The sequence below is a fragment of the Streptomyces sp. NPDC048462 genome, assembly GCF_043200175.1.
GTDB lineage: Bacteria > Actinomycetota > Actinomycetes > Streptomycetales > Streptomycetaceae > Streptomyces.
Genome location: NZ_JBICXG010000062.1, coordinates 1 through 6124 on the forward strand (window position 1 = coordinate 1; position 6124 = coordinate 6124).

Sequence of the window (6124 nt, forward strand, 5' to 3'; positions counted from 1 at the left end):
CTGAGCATGCGCGAGCCGCCGGATACTGTCGTGCTGGGCTGCACCCATTTCCCTCTATTAGCTGAAGAGCTGATGCAGGTGTTGCCGGAAGGCACCCGGCTGGTGGATTCCGGCGCGGCGATTGCCCGCCGCACCGCCTGGCTCATCTCAACGCAGGAAAATCTGGTCTCGAGCCAGGAAGAGAATCTGGCGTATTGCATGGCGTTAAATGAAGATACTGACGCTTTATTGCCCGTTTTGCAGGGTTATGGCTTTAAATCGTTGAAAAAACTGCCGCTTTAACGGTGTTTTGGTTAAACATTCAACGGTCGGAAAAAATATTGAAAATAGGGGTTGCGGCCTGCCGAGAACTCCCTATAATGCGCCTCCACTGACCGGGAACAACGACTGACAAGCCGCCGGGTCAGCGAGAGGAAAGCGAAATAAACGCTTGACTCTCCGGGTGAAAAGCGTAATATACGCCACCTCGAGTTAGCAAGCGAAAGCGACTAACTCACTGCTCTTTAACAATTTATCAGACAATCTGTGTGGGCACTCCACAAGACGATATCCAGCATCTTCGGATGCAAAAAAATATCAAGTCTTGAAGAGTGACTAACTGAAGTAAAATTCATGCAGTAAATCTTTGAGCATCGCTTCTCGAGTGGAAGCAAATCAAGCTTTTAATTGAAGAGTTTGATCATGGCTCAGATTGAACGCTGGCGGCAGGCTTAACACATGCAAGTCGAGCGGTAGCACAGGGGAGCTTGCTCCCTGGGTGACGAGCGGCGGACGGGTGAGTAATGTCTGGGAAACTGCCTGATGGAGGGGGATAACTACTGGAAACGGTAGCTAATACCGCATAACGTCGCAAGACCAAAGAGGGGGACCTTCGGGCCTCTTGCCATCAGATGTGCCCAGATGGGATTAGCTAGTAGGTGGGGTAATGGCTCACCTAGGCGACGATCCCTAGCTGGTCTGAGAGGATGACCAGCCACACTGGAACTGAGACACGGTCCAGACTCCTACGGGAGGCAGCAGTGGGGAATATTGCACAATGGGCGCAAGCCTGATGCAGCCATGCCGCGTGTGTGAAGAAGGCCTTCGGGTTGTAAAGCACTTTCAGCGAGGAGGAAGGTGGTGAACTTAATACGCTCATCAATTGACGTTACTCGCAGAAGAAGCACCGGCTAACTCCGTGCCAGCAGCCGCGGTAATACGGAGGGTGCAAGCGTTAATCGGAATTACTGGGCGTAAAGCGCACGCAGGCGGTTTGTTAAGTCAGATGTGAAATCCCCGGGCTCAACCTGGGAACTGCATTTGAAACTGGCAAGCTAGAGTCTCGTAGAGGGGGGTAGAATTCCAGGTGTAGCGGTGAAATGCGTAGAGATCTGGAGGAATACCGGTGGCGAAGGCGGCCCCCTGGACGAAGACTGACGCTCAGGTGCGAAAGCGTGGGGAGCAAACAGGATTAGATACCCTGGTAGTCCACGCTGTAAACGATGTCGATTTGGAGGTTGTGCCCTTGAGGCGTGGCTTCCGGAGCTAACGCGTTAAATCGACCGCCTGGGGAGTACGGCCGCAAGGTTAAAACTCAAATGAATTGACGGGGGCCCGCACAAGCGGTGGAGCATGTGGTTTAATTCGATGCAACGCGAAGAACCTTACCTACTCTTGACATCCAGAGAACTTAGCAGAGATGCTTTGGTGCCTTCGGGAACTCTGAGACAGGTGCTGCATGGCTGTCGTCAGCTCGTGTTGTGAAATGTTGGGTTAAGTCCCGCAACGAGCGCAACCCTTATCCTTTGTTGCCAGCGGTTCGGCCGGGAACTCAAAGGAGACTGCCAGTGATAAACTGGAGGAAGGTGGGGATGACGTCAAGTCATCATGGCCCTTACGAGTAGGGCTACACACGTGCTACAATGGCATATACAAAGAGAAGCGACCTCGCGAGAGCAAGCGGACCTCATAAAGTATGTCGTAGTCCGGATTGGAGTCTGCAACTCGACTCCATGAAGTCGGAATCGCTAGTAATCGTAGATCAGAATGCTACGGTGAATACGTTCCCGGGCCTTGTACACACCGCCCGTCACACCATGGGAGTGGGTTGCAAAAGAAGTAGGTAGCTTAACCTTCGGGAGGGCGCTTACCACTTTGTGATTCATGACTGGGGTGAAGTCGTAACAAGGTAACCGTAGGGGAACCTGCGGTTGGATCACCTCCTTACCTAAAGATATTGATTCGAGTGGCGTGCTCACACAGATTGTCTGATGAAAAAGTAATGAGCAAACAAAACCTTGTGGTATAGGTAAGTGCCGGGAGATTTGTGACTGTCCAGTGCAGTGACAAACGACAATGGCGCTCGATTTTTCACGAAAAATCTCACCTTTACCCGAAATTATCGAATCGGTGATTCGATAAGCCAATTTCGTGTCCCCATCGTCTAGAGGCCTAGGACACTGCCCTTTCACGGCTGTAACAGGGGTTCGAATCCCCTTGGGGACGCCATTCCGATAATGAGTGAAAGACATTATCACCGGTTAGCGATAACCGAAAAAATCTTAAAGATGACTTGCGAGTCATGTTTAAGATATTGCTCTTTAACAATCTGGAACAAGCTGAAAATTGAAACATGACGGCTGAAATTTATCCCTCCGTAGATGTACTGGGATGAAGAGTAACCTGTCATAGAGTCTCTCAAATGTTTGCAGCACGAACGATGGAAACATCTTCGGGTTGTGAGGTTAAGTGACTAAGCGTATACGGTGGATGCCTAGGCAGTCAGAGGCGATGAAGGGCGTGCTAATCTGCGAAAAGCGTCGGTAAGGTGATATGAACCGTTATAACCGGCGATACCCGAATGGGGAAACCCAGTGTGTTTCGACACACTATCATGTCATGAATACATAGTGGCATGAGGCGAACCGGGGGAACTGAAACATCTAAGTACCCCGAGGAAAAGAAATCAACCGAGATTCCCCCAGTAGCGGCGAGCGAACGGGGAGGAGCCCAGAACCTGAATCGGCTTGTGTGTTAGTGGAAGCGTCTGGAAAGTCGCGCAGCAAAGGGTGATAGCCCCGTACACTAAAATGCACAGGTCGTGAGTTCGATGAGTAGGGCGGGACACGTGACATCCTGTCTGAATATGGGGGGACCATCCTCCAAGGCTAAATACTCCTGACTGACCGATAGTGAACCAGTACCGTGAGGGAAAGGCGAAAAGAACCCCGGCGAGGGGAGTGAAATAGAACCTGAAACCGTGTACGTACAAGCAGTGGGAGCACCTTCGTGGTGTGACTGCGTACCTTTTGTATAATGGGTCAGCGACTTATATTTTGTAGCAAGGTTAACCGTATAGGGGAGCCGTAGGGAAACCGAGTCTTAACTGGGCGATTAGTTGCAAGGTATAGACCCGAAACCCGGTGATCTAGCCATGGGCAGGTTGAAGGTTGGGTAACACTAACTGGAGGACCGAACCGACTAATGTTGAAAAATTAGCGGATGACTTGTGGCTGGGGGTGAAAGGCCAATCAAACCGGGAGATAGCTGGTTCTCCCCGAAAGCTATTTAGGTAGCGCCTCGTGAACTCATCTTCGGGGGTAGAGCACTGTTTCGGCTAGGGGGCCATCCCGGCTTACCAAACCGATGCAAACTCCGAATACCGAAGAATGTTATCACGGGAGACACACGGCGGGTGCTAACGTCCGTCGTGAAGAGGGAAACAACCCAGACCGCCAGCTAAGGTCCCAAAGTCATGGTTAAGTGGGAAACGATGTGGGAAGGCATAGACAGCCAGGATGTTGGCTTAGAAGCAGCCATCATTTAAAGAAAGCGTAATAGCTCACTGGTCGAGTCGGCCTGCGCGGAAGATGTAACGGGGCTAAACCATGCACCGAAGCTGCGGCAGCGACGCTTAGGCGTTGTTGGGTAGGGGAGCGTTCTGTAAGCCGTTGAAGGTGGCCTGTGAGGGTTGCTGGAGGTATCAGAAGTGCGAATGCTGACATAAGTAACGATAAAGCGGGTGAAAAGCCCGCTCGCCGGAAGACCAAGGGTTCCTGTCCAACGTTAATCGGGGCAGGGTGAGTCGACCCCTAAGGCGAGGCTGAAAAGCGTAGTCGATGGGAAACAGGTTAATATTCCTGTACTTGGTGTTACTGCGAAGGGGGGACGGAGAAGGCTAGGCTAGCCGGGCGACGGTTGTCCCGGTTTAAGCGTGTAGGGGGTGTGACCTGGTAAATCCGGTTGCATACTAACCCTGAGGCGTGATGACGATGCACTACGGTGCAGAAGTAGTTGATGCCCTGCTTCCAGGAAAATCCTCTAAGCATCAGGTAACATTAAATCGTACCCCAAACCGACACAGGTGGTCAGGTAGAGAATACCAAGGCGCTTGAGAGAACTCGGGTGAAGGAACTAGGCAAAATGGTGCCGTAACTTCGGGAGAAGGCACGCTGGCATGTAGGTGAAGTCCCTCGCGGATGGAGCTGAAGCCAGTCGAAGATACCAGCTGGCTGCAACTGTTTAATAAAAACACAGCACTGTGCAAACACGAAAGTGGACGTATACGGTGTGACGCCTGCCCGGTGCTGGAAGGTTAATTGATGGGGTCAGCCGCAAGGCGAAGCTCTTGATCGAAGCCCCAGTAAACGGCGGCCGTAACTATAACGGTCCTAAGGTAGCGAAATTCCTTGTCGGGTAAGTTCCGACCTGCACGAATGGCGTAATGATGGCCAGGCTGTCTCCACCCGAGACTCAGTGAAATTGAACTCGCTGTGAAGATGCAGTGTACCCGCGGCAAGACGGAAAGACCCCGTGAACCTTTACTATAGCTTGACACTGAACATTGAGCCTTGATGTGTAGGATAGGTGGGAGGCTTTGAAGCGTGGACGCCAGTCTGCGTGGAGCCATCCTTGAAATACCACCCTTTAATGTTTGATGTTCTAACTCGGCCCCATAATCTGGGGTGAGGACAGTGTCTGGTGGGTAGTTTGACTGGGGCGGTCTCCTCCCAAAGAGTAACGGAGGAGCACGAAGGTTAGCTAATCACGGTCGGACATCGTGAGGTTAGTGCAAAGGCATAAGCTAGCTTGACTGCGAGAGTGACGGCTCGAGCAGGTACGAAAGTAGGTCTTAGTGATCCGGTGGTTCTGAATGGAAGGGCCATCGCTCAACGGATAAAAGGTACTCCGGGGATAACAGGCTGATACCGCCCAAGAGTTCATATCGACGGCGGTGTTTGGCACCTCGATGTCGGCTCATCACATCCTGGGGCTGAAGTAGGTCCCAAGGGTATGGCTGTTCGCCATTTAAAGTGGTACGCGAGCTGGGTTTAGAACGTCGTGAGACAGTTCGGTCCCTATCTGCCGTGGGCGTTGGAAGATTGAGAGGGGTTGCTCCTAGTACGAGAGGACCGGAGTGAACGCACCACTGGTGTTCGGGTTGTCATGCCAATGGCATTGCCCGGTAGCTAAGTGCGGAAAAGATAAGCGCTGAAAGCATCTAAGCGCGAAACTTGCCTCAAGATGAGTCTTCCCTGGGCCTTTAAGGTCCCTGAAGGAACGTTTAAGACTAAGACGTTGATAGGCTGGGTGTGTAAGTGCAGCGATGCATTGAGCTAACCAGTACTAATGATCCGTGAGGCTTAACCTTACAACACCGAAGGTGTTTTTAGAGAGATTTTCAGCGAAGTTCCGAGATTGGTTCTGATGGCTTCATGGAAGTGAGGCGGTTGGAATGAAACAGAATTTGCCTGGCGGCAATAGCGCGGTGGTCCCACCTGACCCCATGCCGAACTCAGAAGTGAAACGCCGTAGCGCCGATGGTAGTGTGGGGTCTCCCCATGCGAGAGTAGGACACTGCCAGGCATCAAATAAGCCAAGAGGCCATCCGAAAGGATGGCCTTATTGCTTTCAGTACCTCTCATCCTCCCTGCCAAAGATCCTGACGCAGTTCGCGCAATGAAACATTTTCACCTTTCCGCTGAATGCTCGACAGCGACGGAAAAAAACGCTATCTTCGGGCATCTAGAAGTCTAAACGTATAAATGGATGTGTGAGGGTTAAGCAATGCCGATTCGTGTTCCTGATGAGTTACCTGCGGTCAATTTCTTGCGTGGTGAGAATGTCTTCGTGATGACATCCTCGC

At 51.7% G+C, this 6124-nt stretch carries 1 tRNA gene, 3 rRNA genes and 1 pseudogene; all 5 read left to right on the plus strand.

Features of this window, described 5'->3' with window-relative positions:
• Window positions 1-282 (plus strand): annotated as a pseudogene (locus ACGFU6_RS39175) (hypothetical protein); the annotation flags it as partial.
• A gap of 381 nt (window positions 283-663) precedes the next feature.
• Window positions 664-2205, plus strand: a 16S ribosomal RNA gene (locus tag ACGFU6_RS39180).
• A gap of 206 nt (window positions 2206-2411) precedes the next feature.
• A tRNA-Glu gene (locus ACGFU6_RS39185) sits at window positions 2412-2487 on the plus strand.
• Window positions 2488-2721: 234 nt separating this feature from the next.
• Window positions 2722-5629, plus strand: a 23S ribosomal RNA gene (locus ACGFU6_RS39190).
• 99 nt (window positions 5630-5728) lie between these two features.
• Window positions 5729-5844: ribosomal RNA gene (gene rrf, locus ACGFU6_RS39195) — 5S ribosomal RNA — on the plus strand.
• The 16S, 23S and 5S rRNA genes sit together here with 1 tRNA gene alongside, the layout of an rRNA operon.
• Window positions 5845-6124 lie beyond the last annotated feature (280 nt).